Genomic DNA, 17,158 nt, shown 5'->3' with positions numbered 1-17,158 from the left:
GCAGTAGCCGCGGTAGGTCGCGCCTTTGTGACAGTCCAGTTGCACTTTTATGACATCGCGGCCGGAAGCTCAAAAGATGAGCAGAATTTATTCAGTGTTTGGACAGCGACAGCCTCTCTTCAGCGGGCATCGGCGGCAGCAGGACCGTGATCGTGGTCCCTTTTCCCGGCGCGCTTACAATGTCGAGCCGACCACGGTGCCGCTCCACGATATGCTTCACGATGGCGAGGCCAAGGCCGGTGCCGCCCACAGCCCGGCTGCGCCCGGAATCGACGCGGTAGAAACGTTCGGTCAGGCGGGGCAGGTGATCCGGGCCGATCCCTTCGCCTTCGTCAGCGACGGTGAGGCGGGTCATTCCGCCCGGACCTTCGGTCAGGCTCACGCGAATCGGTGTTCCGGCCTTTCCATATTTCACCGAGTTGCCGATCAGGTTGTGAAGCAGCTGTGACAATTGCGGCCTGTCTCCCGCGACTTCCGACAGGCCGGGCGTAACGTCCAATTCCACTTCCCGGCCCCGGTCGCCATGGCTCGTCCGGAAAACGCCCACCACCTCGGCAGCCAAGGCGCCAAGATCGACGGGGCTGTCAGGGACGCGATATTTTTCCGCCTCGATGCGGGACAGGGAAATGAGATCGTCGATCAGCCGCTGCATTCGGCGCGCCTCACCGTCCATGATCTTGAGGAAGCGTTGCCGCGTATCATTGTCGCGGCCAAGGTCCGGATCGCCCAGCGTTTCGATGAAGCCCAAAATGCCCGCAAGCGGCGTGCGAAGCTCGTGACTGGCGTTGGCCACGAAATCGACGCGCATCTTTTCGGCGGCATAGGCGCCGCTATGGTCGGCAAGATGCACCAGCCGACGCACTGCGTCATCATCGCCGACCGGTGCAATGCGCATCTGCCAGCGTTGATCGCGTGTGCCGAGACCCACCAGCTCCAGCATCACCGCCTCGCTCATCGGCGCAAGGCTGGCGAGCCGTTCGGCGGCGGCGGGATGGCGGATGGCGATGCGGGCATCCTCGCCCTCGATATGGGCGCCGAGCAAGCGTTGCGCCGCCCGGTTGGCCCGGATGATGCGTCCGCGCTCGATGAGCATCAGAGGGTCCGCAATCGCCTCCATCATGTCCGCGAAGTCGGGGTGTTCGACTATGTCGGTGATAGGTTCGATTGAGGCAGGCTCGGCAGGGCGGGACGTGGGCGCTTGCGCGGCGATGATCAGGACGGCGATGCCCGCGAGCACAGGAAGAGCGATGGCTGAGAGCGCCGCGCCCATCAGCAATGCGGTTCCGGTAGCCAAAAACAGCATGGCGAGCGACGCCGTGATCTGGGAAATGCTCAGTCGATTCATGGTTACCGCGCTGGATTATTGGCTGCTTTGCTGCAATGGCTGGCGCAATAGCGTGGATTCTTTACGCTTTGGCAAGCGCGATAGCGGATCAGGACGGTATGAAAGATCAATCGCCCGGACAGCATGCTTCCGATTCCGTGCCTTCAGAGGCCACGGAGCGGGACGCCGACTCGATCGCGTCTTCGCGCCGCCAGCTGCTGATGGGTGGCGCCGTTGCCGCATCAGCGATTGTGTCCATCCGTCCGGCTCTGGCCAATACCGCCGCGTCCGTGCTGAACTGCACCATTCCGGTTCCCGATCAGGCGCGTGCGGGAAAATATATCGCGCCCAATGGCCAGCTTGTACCGGCAGGGACAGCGGGCGCCGTGCCCGCGCAAGGACGCAGCTATAGCGGTGAGCAGGTCCGGCAGGCTCTGCGCGGCGGCAGGCTGCCGGGCACAAGCTATGAGCAGAATCAGGCGTATCTGAACTATATCCGGCGCCTTCAGTCCGGAACCAGCGGCTTCACCTGCTACGCATCATTGCAAATGCCGCGTTAGGCACCTGCTTACTCCTGTGCGCTACAGCTGAGCGCCGCCAGTGAGTTTGAGAGCAGTTTGTGACCGCAGAACGTCGTTACCGTAGAGACAGTGACACTGCCGCGTGCGTGTTGGAGGACATCATCGTCCTTTACCATCGCGCGTCGGGCCAGACGCATATGATGGTCAGCCCTGCTCCAGAGATATTGGAGGCGCTGGATGACGAAGCTGACTCCACAGCCGCGCAACTGCTTGCACGGCTGGAACGTCACTATGATCTGGGCGAGCGGGCGCAGGCGATTGCGGAAATCGAGACGCATCTGGAAGGGCTGACGGCGCTGGGTCTGGTGCGCTGTTCATGAGGCACCAGCTTTCCCTGTCGATCGGCCCCGCGTCATTTCGGATCGGTTCAGCATGGCGGGAGCCGCTGGAATTGCTGGCGAAGCTGTACGACAGCTATCCTCAGCCAAAGGAAGATGTGGCCGACTTTACTGTGCGGCTGCAGCCGACGAGCATGGTCCGGCGATGGGTCAGGCCGTCGATCTTCATCACCGGCGACCATGGCCTGGCCGACGCGGCGCCGATGAGTTTGACGCATGGGCTGTTGGCGGCGGAAATGGGTATGAACCTGCAAATGGCGCTGGGTTGGCGGCGGCACCTGCTGCTCCATGCGTCAAGCGTGGAGAAGGATGGTCGCGCGCTTGTGATGACCGGCGAATCCGGGTCCGGCAAGTCGACGCTCGCGGCCCAGCTTGGCGAACGTGGCTGGCGGCTCATGGGTGATGAATTTGCTCTGCTGGATTTGGCTACCGGCGAATTACTGCCTTTCCCTCGACTCGTTTCGCTCAAGAACGGCGCCATCGATGTGATCACGGGGGAGGTGTCGGCCGAGCGGATGGGGCCGTTAATGGCGGGCACGGCGAAGGGGGACATTCGACACCTCATGCCTCGCCCCGATGCGGTCGCGCGGATGACGGAAGCGGCAAAGCCCGCCCTGCTGCTTTTCCCGCGTTTCGGGCATGCCGCCGACGTTCGCCCGGTGGGGCAGGGCGAGGTTTTCATGCGCCTGACTCAGGCGTCCACCAACTATGTCGCATTGGGAGAGACCGGGTTCGGCGCGCTAACCCGGTTCGTACAGCATGTACCCGCGCGGGCGATCGACTTTCCCTCAGGGGACGAAGCCATCGCGATGGTCGAGCGATTGTGGGAAGAACTCGCATGAGCGCCGCGCTTTTGGTCAGGTCGCTCCGCGATCCGGCGTCGGTCAGGCGTCTGGACAGCGCCGGGTGGAATGCGTTGATCGCGGCGGCTCGGGCTGAGCGGCTGATCGGAACGCTAGCTATGGTCGTCGATGAGGGATTGGTGCCCGAGAAGGTGTGGCCGATTCTCGCAGATGCTCGGCTGGATGCGGCACGGGAAGCCCGGCAGGCTTTATGGGAAGCCGATCGGGCTGCCGAAGCGCTCGGCGAGCCGGTGCTGCTGTTGAAGGGGACTGCCTATGCGGCAGCTGGGCTCAAGGCAGGCGAGGGAAGATTTATCGGCGATCTCGACATTCTGGTTCTGCACGGCCGTTTGAAGCAGGTCGAGGACAGGTTGATCGCGGCGGGGTGGGAGTGGGTCAAGGAAGACGCCTATGACGACGCCTATTACCGGCAATGGATGCATGAACTGCCGCCGATGATCCATCGCGAGCGGGACAGGATGATCGATGTCCATCATACGATCCTGCCGCTGACCGCGCGGCCGAGGCCGAACGCGGAGGCGATGCTGGCGGATGCGGTGCCGGTGACTGATCGGTTATCGGTCTTGTCGCCGGAGGATATGATCTGCCATTCCGCCGCGCACTTGTTTGCGGATGGCGATCTGGCGGGTGGTTTGCGCAACCTGTGGGATATTCACTGCCTGTGCCGCGAATTTGGGGAGAAGCAGCAGGATTTTGATCTTGGCTTGCTTGAAAGGGCGGCGGAGCATCAATTGTATGCGGCGGTGTTGCGCGCGCTGAGACTGGCGCACTTCCTGTTTGGCACCCCTGTCCGGCCCCTTGGCTCACCCATTCAAGTGGACTATCGCCCGAGATGGAGCGACCGTCTTTTCATTGCTCGGCTGCTGGCTCGGGACGGTTGGGGGCGTGAAAGGCGCAAGCTGCTGCGCTTCGCATTTTATGTCCGGTCACACTGGCTGCGCATGCCCCCCATGATGCTGGCCCGGCACTTGCTGACGAAGTGGCGCAAAGGGCACCGCCCCGCCTAGCGGTTGGCCGTAACCTGTAGGTCGGGAACAATATGCTGAAGATCGCCGAGTAAGGGGAAAGGCGTCGGTTTTCCAGAAGGTTCGGCAGAGGCTGAAATCGCCATCCCCATCCACATCACGTCATGCCATTGACCGAATTTGAAGCCGACTTCCCTGTAGATGCCCACCTCTTTCATACCCAACGCAGTGTGAATGGCCACGCTGGCGCTGTTCGGAAGGGTGATGCCCGCGAAGAGGCTGTGATAGCCCTGATGCCGCAATATCTGGATCAATATGTCGTAGAGACGCCTCCCGATCCCGCGACGATGATGATCAGCCGTCAGATAGACGGAGATATTCGCCGACCAATCATAAGCTGCCCGGCCGCTATGGGGTCCGGCATAGGCATATCCCACTATCTGACCATCCACCTCCGCGATGAGCCATGGGTAATATTTTAAGCAATCGGCCATCCGAAAGCTGAATTCCTCAGCGTCTGGAGGCACGCTTTCGAACGAAATTACGGTGTTCAAGACATAAGGAGCGTAGATTGCCGCGAGGTGAGGCGCATCGTCCTCAACAGCCGTTCTTATGATTGCCGTCATGCCATGAATCCTGTTGGGACAGGGGGAACAGAGGGATTGCTGCGGCTCATCGCTTCAATATGTTCAACGCGAGCACCGTCATGGCCTCGCTTGCCGTGGCGATGACCTTGTCGGCCTCCGGCGCCCAGAAGGGGCTGTGAAGGGAGGGAAGGGTGAGCTGGCCAGCGGCGGCTTTTGCCATCTGATCGGCGGGAACGCCTCCGACCCAGAAGATGAAGCTGTTGATGCTTTTGTCAGCCCGGTAATAGCGGCCGAAATCCTCACCGCCCATCGATGGCTTCGTCTCGATGACGCGTCCTTCGGGGAAATGCGTTTTGAGCAGTCCGGCCATTTCGTTGGCGAAGGCGGGCGGATTGTAAGCGGCGGGCGTGAATTCATCCTTTAGCGAGACAATTGGCATCCGATCGTCGGGAATGCCCGCCGCGATTGCCTCGCCGCGCGCGATGCGTTCGATGCCGTGGATCAGCCGTTCGCGATTCTCGTCGGAATAGCTGCGGACGGTGAGAAGCAGCTTTGCCTCGTCAGGGATGATATTATGCTTCGCGCCGCCGATGAAGCTGCCGACCGTGACGACTGCGGGGTCCAGAGGGTCCTGTTCACGGCTGATGAGGGTCTGAAGAGCTCCGACGATGCGGGCGCCCAGCACTATGGGGTCTTTTGTCGTTTGAGGATAGGCGCCATGACCGCCGGTGCCTCGAACGACTATGTCCACGCTGTCTACATTGGCGAGCGCATAGCCGGGGGTATAACCGATCGTGCCCGCCGGCAGATTGGCGGCGTCATGGAAGGCGATGGCATGCGTGGGACGGGGAAAGCGGGTGTAGAGCCCATCGTCCAGCATCATGCGCGCTCCCCGGCCTACTTCCTCGGCTGGCTGGAGGATCATGACCAGCGTACCGCGCCAGCTGTCCTTCCTCGATGACAGGAGTTGGGCTGTTTCGATGAAGGCGGTCATGTGCGTGTCGTGGCCGCAGGCATGCATGACACCGGTTTCGATGCCTTCAGCCGTCTTGGTGCGAACTTTGGAGGCGAAGGGGAGGCCGGTCTGCTCCGTGACTGGCAGGCCATCCATGTCCGCGCGGATGAGGAGAACCGGTCCCTCGCCATTTTTCATGACCGCGACGACGCCGGTGCCGCCCACCTTTTCGGTGACTTCGAACTTCATCGCCTTAAGGCGGCGGGCGAGCTTTGCGGCGGTTGCCGTCTCCTGTTCCGACAGTTCGGGATGGGCATGGAGATCGCGGTAAAGCGTCATGAGGTCGCTCATGTCGCGATCGATCTGGGCGGCTATCCCCTGTGCCTGTGGAACTGGGGATGCAGGAGCGGCACCAGTCTGTGCCGTGGCGGCAGACGAAAGAGTGGCGGCGGCCATGATGAGCTTGAACGCGTGACGCATCGGCTATTCTCCCTGTTGGATGGGAGCATAGGAAGATTTGGCGGCGCAAGGAAAGTGGCAGATATGAAAGGGCGCCCGTCCATTGAAGGACGAGCGCCTGTCATGACCCGTCGCGACGGGATCAGAAATGGAAGATTACACCCGCGGTCGGACGGAAGCTGTCGAAATCATAGGTTTCGGTCTGGAAGCGCAGGAGGATGCCGCTGTTGCCGGTGATGCCGCCAAGGCCGATGTTCTTCGGGCCGACTTCGACGCCGACGCCGTGCATCCAGTCCTTGCGTGGTAAAATTGCAACGCGCTCTTATTGGGCAGTCCAGCCGCCGTCGATACTCATGTTGGCGCCCGTGATATTGGCCGCCGCATCACTGCACAGGAAGAGCGCCATGGCGGCAACCTGATCCACGGTCACGAATTGCTTGGTCGGCTGTCCAGCGAGCAGCACATCATTCATCACCTGCTCGCGCGTCATGTTCCGCGCTTTCATAGTGTCGGGAATCTGGTTCTCGACCAGCGGCGTCCAGACATAGCCCGGTGAGATGCAGTTGGCGGTAATTCCGAACGTGGCGAGTTCGAGGCCCAGCGTCTTGGTAAACCCGGCAAGGCCGTGCTTTGCGGTCACATAAGCGCTCTTGAACGGAGAGGCTGTAAGCGAATGGGCGCTGGCGGTCTGGATGATGCGCCCCCACTTTTTCGACTTCATATAGGGAATCGCGAGTCGGGACGTGTGGAACGCGCTGGTCAGATTCAGGGCGATGATGAGGTCCCATTTGTCGACCGGGAAATCCTCGACCGGGGCGACATGCTGCATACCGGCATTGTTGATGAGGATATCGACGCCGCCAAAAGCACTGGCCGCTTCCTGCATCATCGCTTCGATCTCGGCGGTCTTGGTGAGGTCATGCCCGCTGTAGAGCGCCTTGGCGCCACTCGCCTGCTCCAACGCCTGCCGTTCCTGTTCGATCGCAGCGCTGTCGCCGAAGCCGTTGATGATGATGTTCGCGCCCTCGGCCGCGAGGGTCTTCGCATAAGCAAGGCCGATGCCGGAGGTGGAGCCCGTGATCAGCGCTGTCTTTCCGGCGAGGGACTTGGTCATGCGTTTTTCTCCTTGAGAGTGTCAGGGGCCTGGAGGTCGAAGGTGGCGCTTTTGCCGTTCGTGATGTTGCGGGCGATAAGGTCGCCCTTGTGCATCACTTCCTCGACGGCGTCGCGGCCCTGGCTCCAATGATCCAGCATGGTGGAACGGGAAAATTCAAAGTCGCGGGCGCCACTTTCCCAGGCGCGACTGCGGTAGATGAGGTGGACGATGTTGACCGAGCCACGGTCGAGATATTGCTTGAGGCGCTGGGCGTCGGCGTCGTCTTTGAGGTCCGGCGGCAATTTGTCGAGCAGCGCCTTGATCGCCTTATGCTCGCGGCGCAGACGTAAATATTGATCAGTGACCTGACGCGTCCGGCTGGAATATTGAATGTCCTTGGCGCGGGAATAGACGTCCGTCATCTGGCGCGGCATCGGACCTTCGGCGGGGAAAAGATCGACCTGAAAGACGAGCATGTCGTCATTTTGATGTTCCAGCACATGAGCTAGGGGCGTGTTGGAAACGAGACCGCCGTCCCAATAATGCCGCCCATCTATTTCCACCGGGGGCAAGCCGGGGGAAGCGCGCCCGAAGCCATGATGTGGCGGGCGTCGATGCGGGTCCGCCCGTCAGGGCCTCGCGTGTCCCAATAAGCGAAGTTGCCGCTTTCTACATCCACCGCTCCGACCGAGAGGCGGACAGGGCCGTCGTTCAGAAGGTCCCAATCCACACAAGCGTCGAGCGTTTCCTTGAGGGGCGCGCTGTCATAGAAGCTGATCGCCCCCGGCGTGCCTTCGGGCATCATCACGGATGGCCAGAGGCGAGGGCGGAACATGCCGGGCACGCCGAAGGTCGCAACGGCTCCCGCCGCCATCAAATGTGCCGCTTCACGAATATGATCGATTTCGGGCAGGACGATATTGGGAAGGCCGCCGGAAACCGTCAGCCAAAATTTCTTCATCCTGCTGATGCGGCGGTGCGGTGGATTGCCCGCTATGATCGCGGCATTGACAGCGCCGATCGAAATGCCCGCGACCCAGCTGACGTCGATTCCAAGTTCATCGAGGCGCTGATAAACCCCAGCCTGGAAAGACCCAAGGGCGCCACCACCCTGAAGCAGCAGCGCAACATCGTGGGGCAAGGGGAGCGGTGTGCTCGCCCGGCGCGGAATGGAAGGATCGATATCGGCCATGTCGCAGTGCAATATAACGACTAGCGCGCGGGTGCCAACTTAATGTGCTGCAACAATCCGATAAGCTGAAAGCAACCAACTCCATATCGCAGCCGTTCCAACCTTCACGCTGATCGGATAGGCATGGGATGAAAGAGAGGGCGTCATGCGGTTGGACGACGAACGGGAAAGCTCCAATTTCGAGGTGCAAAGCGGCCGTGGCGGTTTTGGTGGTGGGCTAGGCGGTGGCCTTGGCATGCTGTTGCCATTTATCGGCAGCCGTTTTGGTTGCGGCGGGATCGTCGTCGCGCTCATCATCCTGATGGTGATGGGCGTCAATCCGCTGAGCCTGGTCGGTGGCGGAGGCGGCGTCCAGCAGGATGTGTCCGTCAGTCGCGATCCGCAGAAATTGTCGGAAATTCAGCATTGGTCTTTGAAGGTCCTGGGATCGACCGAGAAGGTGTGGGGCCAGATTTTCCAGCAATCGGGGCAGCAATATCAGCCGACAGTCCTGTCCTTTTATTCGCAGGCTGGCGCGTCGGGCTGCGGCGCCGCGCAAAGTGCAATGGGTCCATTCTACTGCCCCAATGACAAGAAGGTGTATCTGGACACCGATTTTTTCAATGAACTACGCCAGCGCTTTGGCGCGCCGGGTGACTTTGCCCAAGCTTATGTGATCGCCCATGAGGTTGGGCATCATGTGCAGGATCTGGAAGGCACGTTGGGGCAGGTGCAACAGCGTCAGCGCAGTGTGGGTGAAGAGCAAGGCAATGCCCTGCAAGTGAGCGTCGAGTTGCAGGCGGATTGCTATGCAGGCGTGTGGGCGAAGCGCACGGGGCTGATGGAAGCGGGCGATCTGGAAGAAGGCATGACCGCCGCGCAATCCATCGGCGATGATACATTGCAAAAGGCGGCGGGACGGCGTCCCGTGCCGGAAAGCTTTACCCATGGATCAAGCGAGCAGCGGACGATCTGGCTGCGCAAGGGGCTGGACAACGGGGACCCGGCGCAATGCGATACTTTTGCCAGGGCGGCGGGCTAAAAAGCGCCGTAGGCTGTCAGAAGGGGCGGGCTTGCGAACTTGTTGCGGCATCGCTGTTACCGGCTTCGCTCGCGCCGGTCGGCGGTTCACCGGGAAGGCCGTTGCCCGGTGCGAGGAATGGCTTGCCCGCTTCCGGCATGGGCTGGCCAAAGGATATGGGAGGAGGGGCCTGCTCCATCGGCACCGGCGCTACGACAGATTGTTGGGCGGGCAATGGCTGTTGAGCCGGGGGCTGCGGAATCATGGGTTGAACCACCGGAGCTGATGGTGTCGCCGAAGGGTGGGGCGTGATGCCCTGAACCAACAGAACGATTATTGGGGCGCTGACCAACGTGATGGCGGCGAAAGCCTTGTAGAGCATGCAGGCACATCCTGAACCAAAGACGCGCCGTTTCTAGTGGCTTTCGGTAAATAAAATCCTGCGCAGCCGTTCTAATTTCGGTCGAGTTTTTTCAGCAGGTCCATCATGTCCGATGGCAAGCTATCACGCTTGGCGCGGAAGGTAGACTGTAACGCGTTGCCGATGCCTTCATAGGGCTGAGGGACGCCAACTGTCAGGAATTTGCGATCAGTCGTCTTCCGCCCGTTGCCAGATCGACTCACTGATTTACGCTGCATTTCCATGTTTCTACAACGGGCGGCACCGGGAAAAGTTTCTGGCATTCATTTAAGGCTCGGGCGATAGCAACGGTATGACAGGAGAGATTGCGGTGGCGGACTGGACGGCGGCAATGGCGCGGATGCGTGGGCATTCGCCTTTCCTCGCCAGACAGATGGACAGGTTTCCCGAAGTGGTTGACCTGCTCGAAGGTGGAGACGTCGAAGCGGCGCTGAAGGCGGCCCAAAACGTATCGGACGCGGACGAGGGGATCGCCAGATCGCTGCGGCGGCGGAAGGGCGCATTGTCGCTGGTCACGGCGGCGGCGGATCTGTCGGGCGCCTGGGACTTGGATCGTGTAACGCGTACCTTGTCGGATTTTGCTGACCAGGCTTTGGAAGAAGCACTGCGCGCCACCTTTGCCGAGCGGTACCCGGGCGTGAAGCCGAAGGGATTTGTCGTGCTGGCATTGGGCAAGCATGGCAGCCGCGAGCTGAATTACTCGTCCGATATAGACCCCATCCTGCTCTATGATCCGACGACCCTGCCGCATGGGGAGCGGGAAGACCCGGCTGATGCGGCAGTGCGGATCGGCAGGCGAGTGAGCGAGCTTTTGAATGCGCGGGACGGTGATGGCTACGTCTTTCGTGTGGATTTACGGCTGCGTCCCTCTCCCGAAGCCACGCCCATTGCGCTGCCGGTCGAGGCGGCGATCGGCTATTATGAATCGACGGCGATGGGATGGGAGCAGGCTGCTTTCGTCCGTGCGCGTCCTGCGGCAGGCGACCTTGGCCTGGGCGATTATTTCATGCAGCAGATTCGTCCGTTCGTCTGGCGGCGGAACCTGGATTTCGGTGCGATCGACGCGATCACCGACATATCGCGACGAATCCGCGACCATTATGCGCAGGGTCAGGCTTTCGGGCCAGGCGTATGATCTGAAACGGGGACGTGGCGGCATTCGGGAAGTCGAGTTTTTCGCGCAGACCCATCAGTTGATACATGGTGGGCGCGATCCGGGGCTGCGGTCAGGCAATACGCGGGAGGCGCTGAAAGCCTTGGCGGCGGCAGGGGTCTTCGATCCGGAAGTCTCGCGCAAGCTGGACGAAGCCTATGTGCTGTTCCGCACGATCGAGCATCGATTGCAGATGGTCGAGGATCGGCAAACGCATGAGCTGCCCAAGACCGCCGAAGCGATCGACAATGTCGCGCGGCTGCATGGACTGGAGAATGGCGCGGAACTGATCGAGCTGCTTCGTCCTAAGGTGGAATGGGTGGGCGCCAATTACGATCAGCTGACGCCTGCTGAAAAATCAGAGTCGCTTTCGCATGACGAGGACCGGCTGGCGGCGCAGCTGGCGGAAATGGGCTTTGTTGATCCGCAGGCTCCGGTTGCGCGGATCGCTCGCTGGCGCACGGGCAGCATCAGGGCGTTGCGCAGCACGGCTTCGCGGGAAGCGCTGGAAGATTTGCTGCCGGGGTTGATGCGCACATTGGCGGCGGCGCCCGATCCGGTACGGGCGCTGAACCGCCTTGATGATCTGATTGGCAGGCTGCCGAGCGCCATTAACTTCTTCAAGCTGCTTGCCGCGCGGCCGGGGCTTGCAGAGCTGATGGCGGAGTTGCTCAGTCATGCGCCGACGCTGGCGGATGCGCTGGGACGACGGGCCGAGCTGCTCGATGGGCTTATCGATACGTCCGCCTTCGATCCGCCGCCTGCCGTGGAGCAACTTGCGGAACAGTTCGCGCAGCTGGAAGCGGGCGAGGATTATCAGGCGCTGCTCGATCGGGTGCGGCAGCGGGTTAATGATCGGCGATTTGCGCTGGGTGCGCAGATTATTCGCGGCGGTGATCCCCTGGAAGCAGGGCGTGGCTATTCGCGGGTGGCTGAGGCGGCGATCGAGGCGTTGGCGAGTGCGACCGTTCGGGAATTCGAAACGGTGCATGGACGGGTGCAGGGTGGCGAGATGCTTATCCTTGCGCTTGGCCGACTGGGTGGCGGCGTTTTGACGCATGCTTCGGATCTGGATCTGGTTTTTCTTTTTTCCGGCGATTTCATGAAGGAATCCGATGGAAGAAAGCCGTTGGGGGCTACGCAATATTTCAACCGGCTGGGGCAACGCATAACCAATGCGTTATCAGTGCAGACGGCGGCGGGGCCGCTTTATGAGGTGGATACGCGGTTGCGGCCGTCGGGCGCGCAGGGGTTGCTGGCGGTCAGTCTGGACAGCTTTGCCAAATATCAGCGCGAGGAGGCGTGGACTTGGGAACATCTGGCGCTGACGCGCGCGCGGCCGGTTTTCGGGTCGGATAGCGGCCGGGCGGCGTTGAGCGCGATATTGGCCGAGACTTTGGAACGGCCGCGCGATTTCCCGGAGCTGGCGCGTCAGGCGGTGAAGATGCGCCGCGACATCGCCGCGCACAAGCCGCCTGCCAGCGAGCTGGACGTCAAGCTGGTGCCGGGGGGGCTGGTGGATCTGGAGTTCCTGATCCATGTGAGCCAGTTCAAGCATAATATGGCGTTCAGTCCTGACCTGCGCGCGGCTTTGGATGAGCTGGTCGAGGCGGGTCATCTTCCAGCCGACCTGATTGATGCGCATGACCTGATCACGCGTTTCCTGATCGTGTCGCGGCTGGTTTCGCCCAAATCGACCGAGCCGCCGGAGGCCACCCGGCCGGTCGTTGCACGGGCATGTGGTGTCGAAAGCTGGGACGCGCTGCTTGAAAGCTATGCGCAGGCCCGGCAAAGGGTGAGCGATGCCTGGGCAGCGCTGTCCGCGCCCTATTCGGAGGAAGAAGATGCTGGAAGCCGGTGATGCCCTGCCGAGCGTGACGTTGAAGGATGCCGACGGCGCCGACTTCACATTGGATCGGTTCAAGGGGAAGCCGGTCGTCGTCTATTTCTACCCCAAGGCCGATACGCCCGGCTGCACCAATGAGGCCAAGGACTTCACCGAGCTGGCGGGTGACTATGCGGCATTGGGCGTGCCGGTGGTCGGCATTTCCAAGGACAAGCCCACGAAGCTCAAGAAATTCGCGGACAAATACGGCCTGAACGTGACGCTCGCATCCGACGAACCGGGGGAGGCGTGCGAGGCGTTCGGCACCTGGGTCGAAAAGTCGCTCTATGGCCGGAAATATATGGGGATCGAGCGGGCGACCTTTCTTGTCGATGGAACGGGCAAGATTTTGCGCGTCTGGCCCAAGGTGAAGGTGAAGGGCCATGCTGCCGAAGTTCTGGAGGCCGTGAAGGCGCTTTGAATTTGCCGGTCGAGATTGAGAGCGTGGGGCAGGCCTGCGCTCATGTGTTGATGATGCCGGAGCCACGGGACAAGCTGATGGCGGCGCGCGCGGTGGCCCGTGCCTGGAGGCAGGGCCGGTTGGCGCATCGGTTCGATGCCGCGATGCCCGACACGCCTGCGCGGCCCGACGCTCCCGCCCTGCTGCCAGCAAATCAGATGCCCAAGCGCGGCAAGATGGGTTCGGATCGGGCGCGGATCGCCATGCTGCACGCCCTGGCGCATATCGAGTTTGTCGCGATCGACCTTGCCTTCGACCTGATCGGCCGGTTCGGGAGCGAGTTTCCGCAAGCCTTCGTCGATGACTGGATGCAGGTCGGCGCCGAAGAGGCGATGCATTTCGCGTTGCTGGACCGGCGTCTGCGGCAAATGGGAAGCTTTTATGGCCAACTGCCTGCCCATGACGGGCTGTGGCAGGCCGCTACCGAAACCGCAGGGGATGCCATGGCGCGGCTAGCCATCGTTCCCATGGTGCTGGAAGCGCGCGCGCTGGACATCACGCCCGCCACGATCGGACGGTTCGAAGGCGTGGGGGACGAGGCATCCGCGCGCATGTTGCGCCGCATTATGACAGATGAGATTCGCCACGTTAGAGCCGGGACAAGTTGGTTTGGTCATGCGGCGAACCGAGAGGGGCTGCCCCCCGCAAATCATTACCAAATCCTTGTAAAACGCCATTTTCGCGGGTCGTTGAAGCCGCCGTTTAACGACTCGGCGCGTCGACAAGCCGGTTTAACGCTGGATTTTTACGGCGCGCTTGCACAATGAAGCGGGAAATGTCCTTTTGATGACGCGGGTGGCGATTTAGGTCGCATTTGGTCAACACGGGGAGCGCCGAGAGGCTCAAAAAGCCTCCGGAGGATAAGTCGGGGTCGGCATGTTGTTTCTTCGTTCGAATAATGCGCGTAGCGCGCGATGGTTCCTGTCTGCGTGTAAATCCATTGGGGCTATAGGCGTAGTGAGCGCATTGTGCGCCGCGATGCCTGCGCAGGCCAAGGCTGTCGCCGACGATCCTTATGGCGATGCAACGGAAATCAATACCAGCGCGCTTGGCCCGGCAGATATCGGCTTTTCCAATCTTTTCACCAGCCTTCAGCGGCTGGACGGCGGCGTAAAGGCGGCCAGCAACAATATTCCGACCGGTCGGCCTGTCGAAAGACTGTCGCTGACCTCCAACTTTGGCGTTCGTTCCGACCCGTTCAACGGCGGCGCGCGGATGCACAAGGGTATCGATATTCCCGGACCCGTCGGCACCCCGGTTTACGCCACGGCAGACGGCATCGTCAGCCGCGCTGGTTGGGCCAGCGGTTACGGCAATCTGGTGCAGATTTCCCATGGCGGCGGTCTTGAGACCCGTTACGGCCATATGTCGAAGCTGATCGCAGCCCCCAACAGCTATGTGCATCGTGGCCAGTTGATCGGCCTGATGGGATCGACCGGGCGTTCGACTGGCAGCCACCTTCATTATGAAGTCCGCGTGGATGGCCAGGCGATCAACCCCATGCCGTTCGTCGTCGGTCCCGATGTCCTCGTGGCGATGAACACGAAACCGCCGATCGCCATGGGCGGCCCGACGAAAGCGCAGGAGCATGACGCGGAATAATCCGCGCTACGCCGCTTATCCTTTGCAAAGGCTCGGCACCAATGGGTTGCCGGGCCTTTTGCTTGATCTTATCTAGGCGCCATGGCTGACATTGACCTTACCCCTTCCGCTGCTGCCCGCGTGGCCGCGATTGCCGCCAAGCAGGGCAAGCCCGCTATCCTGCGACTGGCCGTGGAGGGTGGCGGATGTTCGGGCTTTCAGTACCGCTTTGGCCTCGCCGATGCGGTGGAGGCGGAGGATGTGGCCGTGGAACGGGACGGCGTGACGTTGGTCGTGGATGATGTGAGCCTGGATCTGGTGCGGGGCGCCGCCGTCGATTTTGTTTCCGACCTTGGCGGAGCGGCGTTCAAGGTGACGAACCCCAATGCCACTGCTGGCTGCGGTTGCGGGGCGAGCTTTTCGATTTAAGCACGGGCCGTCCCTTGTCTAAGGGCCGTCATCTTCTTTGGAACATGCCCCGATTGGATCGGATCATGTTCCATTTAGCTTTTGTTTTCCGCATTTTCCGAGCCAGCAGGTGATACCACCTGCTTCGAAAATGCTTTAGGGATGCGCGGGAGGAGAAAAGCCCCATGCGCATCGCGACCTTCAACATCAACGGCATCAAGGCGCGATTGCCGCGCCTGCTGGAATGGCTGAGCGAGACGCAGCCAGATGTCGCCTGCCTTCAGGAAATCAAGACTTCGGACGAGACATTCCCGCTGAAGGACATCGAGGATGTCGGCTATGGGGCGATATGGCACGGGCAGAAGGGCTTTAACGGCGTTGCCATCCTGGCGCGCGGCGAGACGCCGGTCGAGGTACGCCGGGGGTTGGAGGGCGAGCCCGAGGACGAGCATAGCCGCTATATCGAAGCCGATGTGAAGGGCGTTCGGATCGCGAGCATCTACCTGCCCAATGGCAATCCGCAGCCGGGGCCGAAATTCGATTACAAGCTGCGCTGGATGAAGCGTCTGCGCGACCGGGCGGCGGAGATTTGGGCGGAGGAAGTGCCCGCCATTCTTGCTGGCGATTATAATGTCATCCCGCGCGACCGGGACGTCTATTCGGTCAAGGCCATGGCGGACGACGCGCTGATGCAGCCGGAAAGCCGGGCCGCTTACCGCCGCCTGCTAGGCGACGGGTGGACCGATGCGATTGCGAGCCGACACCCGGCTGGTGGGGTGTGGACCTATTGGGACTATCAGATGAACGCTTGGCCGCGTGACGCTGGCTTCCGGATCGATCATCTGCTGCTGAGCCCGGCGGCGGCCGATCGCCTGATGGACGCGCAAGTGGACAAGGATTTTCGCGGACGGGAGAAGGCGAGCGACCATGCGCCGACATGGGTTGAACTGAGCGAATAATCAGGCGCGGGCGGCTTGCGCCACGCGGATGCCTGGGCGAGCCGATGGGTCGTCCAGTTCATGCGCCTGCCATCCGGCGGCGTCCCGGCTATATTCGACATGGTGGCCGCGCTGGAAGCTCGCGCCATCCCAAACGATGACTTGCAGTTCGATCCGGTCGTTGCGGTGGACGTGGAGCCAGTTGAAGCTTTGCGGTTCGGCGTTGCGCAGGCGGGTCGATGTCGCGGTGCCTGCTTGAATGACCAGCGCTCCGCCTGCGTCGGCGACCATCTTCTGCGCTGCTTCGGCATAGGTGCGGTGGAAATGGCCTGCGAGGGCGATGTGGATTCCGGCTGCGGCTGCGGCTTCGACCGCGTCATCATGGCGGCCGACCGCTTCGCTCAGCTCTCCACCCTTGCCGATGGGCATGGCGAACAGGGGGTGGTGGGTCACGAGGATGCGCGTCTTTTCCGGTGTGACCGGTGCGAAGCGCTCTTCGATCATCTTCATCTGGTCATGATTGATGCGCCCGTCCTTGATCGTCAGCGAACGGGCCGTGTTGATGCCCAGGATCGCGACCTTTTCATCCTCATACCAGGGGCAAAGCTCATTGCTGATATAGCGTTTGTAGCGGTCCAGGGGGGCGGCGAAACGGCGGACCACGTCATAGAGCGGGACGTCATGATTGCCCGGAATGACGAGCAGGCGCATGCCCGCCGCGCGTAGCCGATTGAGCCAGGCGGAGGCGGCGCGGAACTGATCGATGCGGGCGCGCTGCGTGAAATCGCCGCTGATGATGACCAGGTCGGGCTGGCTGTGTTCCAGCCAGGCTCCGGTGGCGGATACTATTTTGGGATCGTTGGCGCCGAAATGGATGTCGGACAGGTGAGCGATGCGAGCCATGGCTTTCCAACGACTGTTCACGCGGATTTGTTGCGGTGAGGAGCCGATG

At 61.5% G+C, this 17,158-nt stretch carries 16 protein-coding genes and 3 pseudogenes; 11 read left to right on the top strand and 8 right to left on the bottom strand.

What is annotated here, in order from left to right; genetic code table 11:
* Positions 1-91: 91 nt before the first annotated feature.
* Positions 92-1,345, bottom strand: a complete 1,254-nt coding sequence (locus tag ACWNC0_RS17670; protein WP_449473482.1) for an ATP-binding protein — start codon at positions 1,343-1,345, stop codon at positions 92-94.
* A 200-nt stretch (positions 1,346-1,545) separates the two neighbouring features.
* Between ACWNC0_RS17670 and ACWNC0_RS17665 the strand changes: the two genes are divergently transcribed.
* The 4 genes from ACWNC0_RS17665 to ACWNC0_RS17650 are packed head-to-tail and all read left to right on the top strand — an operon-like array spanning position 1,546 to position 4,113.
* Positions 1,546-1,884 carry a hypothetical protein gene (locus ACWNC0_RS17665; protein ID WP_449474653.1) on the top strand — a complete coding sequence of 113 codons (339 nt, stop codon included), beginning with the start codon at positions 1,546-1,548 and terminating at the stop codon, positions 1,882-1,884.
* 59 nt (positions 1,885-1,943) lie between these two features.
* A complete protein-coding gene (locus tag ACWNC0_RS17660) occupies positions 1,944-2,225 on the top strand; it encodes an HPr-rel-A system PqqD family peptide chaperone (protein WP_449473481.1) in 282 nt (93 codons plus the stop codon).
* Positions 2,222-3,085: an HprK-related kinase A gene (locus tag ACWNC0_RS17655; RefSeq protein WP_449473479.1), complete on the top strand. Its 864-nt coding sequence runs from the start codon at positions 2,222-2,224 to the stop codon at positions 3,083-3,085. Before ACWNC0_RS17660 ends, ACWNC0_RS17655 begins: the two co-directional genes overlap by 4 nt.
* Positions 3,082-4,113 carry a nucleotidyltransferase domain-containing protein gene (locus ACWNC0_RS17650; RefSeq protein ID WP_449473478.1) on the top strand — a complete coding sequence of 344 codons (1,032 nt, stop codon included), beginning with the start codon at positions 3,082-3,084 and terminating at the stop codon, positions 4,111-4,113. Before ACWNC0_RS17655 ends, ACWNC0_RS17650 begins: the two co-directional genes overlap by 4 nt.
* Here the strand turns inward: ACWNC0_RS17650 and ACWNC0_RS17645 are convergent.
* The 5 genes and pseudogenes from ACWNC0_RS17645 to ACWNC0_RS17625 form a co-directional block, all read right to left on the bottom strand.
* Positions 4,110-4,697 (bottom strand): arsinothricin resistance N-acetyltransferase ArsN1 family B, encoded by a 588-nt coding sequence (locus tag ACWNC0_RS17645; RefSeq protein ID WP_449473476.1) that lies wholly within the window; start codon positions 4,695-4,697, stop codon positions 4,110-4,112. The two genes, ACWNC0_RS17650 and ACWNC0_RS17645, sit on opposite strands and share 4 nt — an antisense overlap.
* Positions 4,698-4,743: 46 nt before the next feature.
* Complete coding sequence (locus ACWNC0_RS17640; protein ID WP_449473474.1) at positions 4,744-6,093, bottom strand: amidohydrolase; 1,350 nt, start codon at positions 6,091-6,093, stop codon at positions 4,744-4,746.
* A gap of 121 nt (positions 6,094-6,214) precedes the next feature.
* A pseudogene (locus ACWNC0_RS17635) lies at positions 6,215-6,373 on the bottom strand (opacity protein); the annotation flags it as partial.
* Between the two features lie 21 nt (positions 6,374-6,394).
* A complete protein-coding gene (locus ACWNC0_RS17630) occupies positions 6,395-7,186 on the bottom strand; it encodes a 3-hydroxybutyrate dehydrogenase (RefSeq protein ID WP_449473472.1) in 792 nt (263 codons plus the stop codon).
* A pseudogene (locus ACWNC0_RS17625) lies at positions 7,183-8,360 on the bottom strand (patatin-like phospholipase family protein). The gene ACWNC0_RS17630 and the pseudogene ACWNC0_RS17625 overlap by 4 nt, the downstream one beginning before the upstream one ends.
* A 145-nt stretch (positions 8,361-8,505) precedes the next feature.
* Between ACWNC0_RS17625 and ypfJ the strand changes: the two are divergent.
* On the top strand, positions 8,506-9,381 hold the full coding sequence (gene ypfJ, locus ACWNC0_RS17620) for a KPN_02809 family neutral zinc metallopeptidase (protein WP_449473471.1): 876 nt from the start codon (positions 8,506-8,508) through the stop codon (positions 9,379-9,381).
* A gap of 16 nt (positions 9,382-9,397) precedes the next feature.
* Here the strand turns inward: ypfJ and ACWNC0_RS17615 are convergent, their stop codons facing one another.
* Positions 9,398-9,742: a hypothetical protein gene (locus ACWNC0_RS17615; RefSeq protein WP_449473469.1), complete on the bottom strand. Its 345-nt coding sequence runs from the start codon at positions 9,740-9,742 to the stop codon at positions 9,398-9,400.
* 331 nt (positions 9,743-10,073) lie between these two features.
* Between ACWNC0_RS17615 and ACWNC0_RS17610 the strand changes: the two are divergent.
* The 6 genes and pseudogenes from ACWNC0_RS17610 (at position 10,074) to xth (ending at position 16,227) form a co-directional block, all read left to right on the top strand.
* Positions 10,074-12,795 (top strand): annotated as a pseudogene (locus ACWNC0_RS17610) (bifunctional [glutamine synthetase] adenylyltransferase/[glutamine synthetase]-adenylyl-L-tyrosine phosphorylase).
* Positions 12,779-13,240 carry a thioredoxin-dependent thiol peroxidase gene (bcp, locus tag ACWNC0_RS17605; protein ID WP_449473468.1) on the top strand — a complete coding sequence of 154 codons (462 nt, stop codon included), beginning with the start codon at positions 12,779-12,781 and terminating at the stop codon, positions 13,238-13,240. Before ACWNC0_RS17610 ends, bcp begins: the two are co-directional and overlap by 17 nt.
* The gene (locus ACWNC0_RS17600; RefSeq protein ID WP_449473466.1) at positions 13,237-14,046 is read left to right on the top strand and encodes a ferritin-like domain-containing protein; all 810 of its coding nucleotides are present in this window, start codon (positions 13,237-13,239) and stop codon (positions 14,044-14,046) included. Before bcp ends, ACWNC0_RS17600 begins: the two co-directional genes overlap by 4 nt.
* A 109-nt stretch (positions 14,047-14,155) precedes the next feature.
* Entirely contained in the window at positions 14,156-14,881 is a 726-nt protein-coding gene (locus tag ACWNC0_RS17595; protein WP_449473464.1) for a M23 family metallopeptidase, read from the top strand.
* 81 nt (positions 14,882-14,962) lie between these two features.
* The gene (gene erpA, locus ACWNC0_RS17590; protein ID WP_449473462.1) at positions 14,963-15,289 is read left to right on the top strand and encodes an iron-sulfur cluster insertion protein ErpA; all 327 of its coding nucleotides are present in this window, start codon (positions 14,963-14,965) and stop codon (positions 15,287-15,289) included.
* A gap of 164 nt (positions 15,290-15,453) precedes the next feature.
* On the top strand, positions 15,454-16,227 hold the full coding sequence (gene xth, locus ACWNC0_RS17585; protein ID WP_449473460.1) for an exodeoxyribonuclease III: 774 nt from the start codon (positions 15,454-15,456) through the stop codon (positions 16,225-16,227).
* On the opposite strand, the gene ACWNC0_RS17580 is transcribed toward xth, so the two are convergent.
* A complete protein-coding gene (locus ACWNC0_RS17580) occupies positions 16,228-17,109 on the bottom strand; it encodes a metallophosphoesterase family protein (RefSeq protein WP_449473458.1) in 882 nt (293 codons plus the stop codon).
* Positions 17,110-17,158 lie beyond the last annotated feature (49 nt).

This window comes from Sphingobium chungangianum (assembly GCF_977014255.1).
This window is presented reverse-complemented; position numbering and strand designations above follow the sequence as displayed.

Excerpts from the sequence above, each read along its gene's own strand:
- ACWNC0_RS17670 (WP_449473482.1), bottom strand. The coding sequence starts at position 1,345 with ATGAATCGACTGAGCATTTCCCAGATCACGGCGTCGCTCGCCATGCTG.
- ACWNC0_RS17665 (WP_449474653.1), top strand. The coding sequence starts at position 1,546 with ATGGGTGGCGCCGTTGCCGCATCAGCGATTGTGTCCATCCGTCCGGCT.
- ACWNC0_RS17655 (WP_449473479.1), top strand. The coding sequence starts at position 2,222 with ATGAGGCACCAGCTTTCCCTGTCGATCGGCCCCGCGTCATTTCGGATC.
- ACWNC0_RS17650 (WP_449473478.1), top strand. The coding sequence starts at position 3,082 with ATGAGCGCCGCGCTTTTGGTCAGGTCGCTCCGCGATCCGGCGTCGGTC.
- ACWNC0_RS17645 (WP_449473476.1), bottom strand. The coding sequence starts at position 4,697 with ATGACGGCAATCATAAGAACGGCTGTTGAGGACGATGCGCCTCACCTC.
- ACWNC0_RS17640 (WP_449473474.1), bottom strand. The coding sequence starts at position 6,093 with ATGCGTCACGCGTTCAAGCTCATCATGGCCGCCGCCACTCTTTCGTCT.
- ACWNC0_RS17630 (WP_449473472.1), bottom strand. The coding sequence starts at position 7,186 with ATGACCAAGTCCCTCGCCGGAAAGACAGCGCTGATCACGGGCTCCACC.
- ypfJ (WP_449473471.1), top strand. The coding sequence starts at position 8,506 with ATGCGGTTGGACGACGAACGGGAAAGCTCCAATTTCGAGGTGCAAAGC.
- ACWNC0_RS17615 (WP_449473469.1), bottom strand. The coding sequence starts at position 9,742 with ATGCTCTACAAGGCTTTCGCCGCCATCACGTTGGTCAGCGCCCCAATA.
- bcp (WP_449473468.1), top strand. The coding sequence starts at position 12,779 with ATGCTGGAAGCCGGTGATGCCCTGCCGAGCGTGACGTTGAAGGATGCC.
- ACWNC0_RS17595 (WP_449473464.1), top strand. The coding sequence starts at position 14,156 with ATGTTGTTTCTTCGTTCGAATAATGCGCGTAGCGCGCGATGGTTCCTG.
- erpA (WP_449473462.1), top strand. The coding sequence starts at position 14,963 with ATGGCTGACATTGACCTTACCCCTTCCGCTGCTGCCCGCGTGGCCGCG.
- xth (WP_449473460.1), top strand. The coding sequence starts at position 15,454 with ATGCGCATCGCGACCTTCAACATCAACGGCATCAAGGCGCGATTGCCG.
- ACWNC0_RS17580 (WP_449473458.1), bottom strand. The coding sequence starts at position 17,109 with ATGGCTCGCATCGCTCACCTGTCCGACATCCATTTCGGCGCCAACGAT.